A 232-nucleotide genomic window follows, 5' to 3' on the forward strand; every position below is an offset into this window, starting at 1 on the left:
GCCCGTCCCCGTCCGGCGCGACGCGCAGATCGGCCGGGCGCGCGAACAGCTGCGCCGCGCCGTCGCGCAACGCGACCTGCGGCAGCGCGGACAGATCCAGCCCCGGCCCCTTCGCGCGGCCCGCCGTGACGGTGACAGGCAGCTGGACCGTGGCCCCCATGAAGCGCGCGACGAAGGGGGTGGCCGGGGCGTCGTGGATGGCGTCGGCATGGCCGATCTGCTCGATCCGGCC

Annotated in this window: 1 pseudogene; it reads right to left on the reverse strand. The window is 77.2% G+C overall.

Going from position 1 to position 232, the window contains the following annotated elements:
* Positions 1–232 (reverse strand): annotated as a pseudogene (locus tag TW83_RS21425) (sulfate ABC transporter ATP-binding protein); the annotation flags it as partial.

Origin of the sequence: Paracoccus sp. S4493 (genome assembly GCF_000967735.1) — a bacterium.
GTDB lineage: Bacteria > Pseudomonadota > Alphaproteobacteria > Rhodobacterales > Rhodobacteraceae > Paracoccus > Paracoccus marcusii.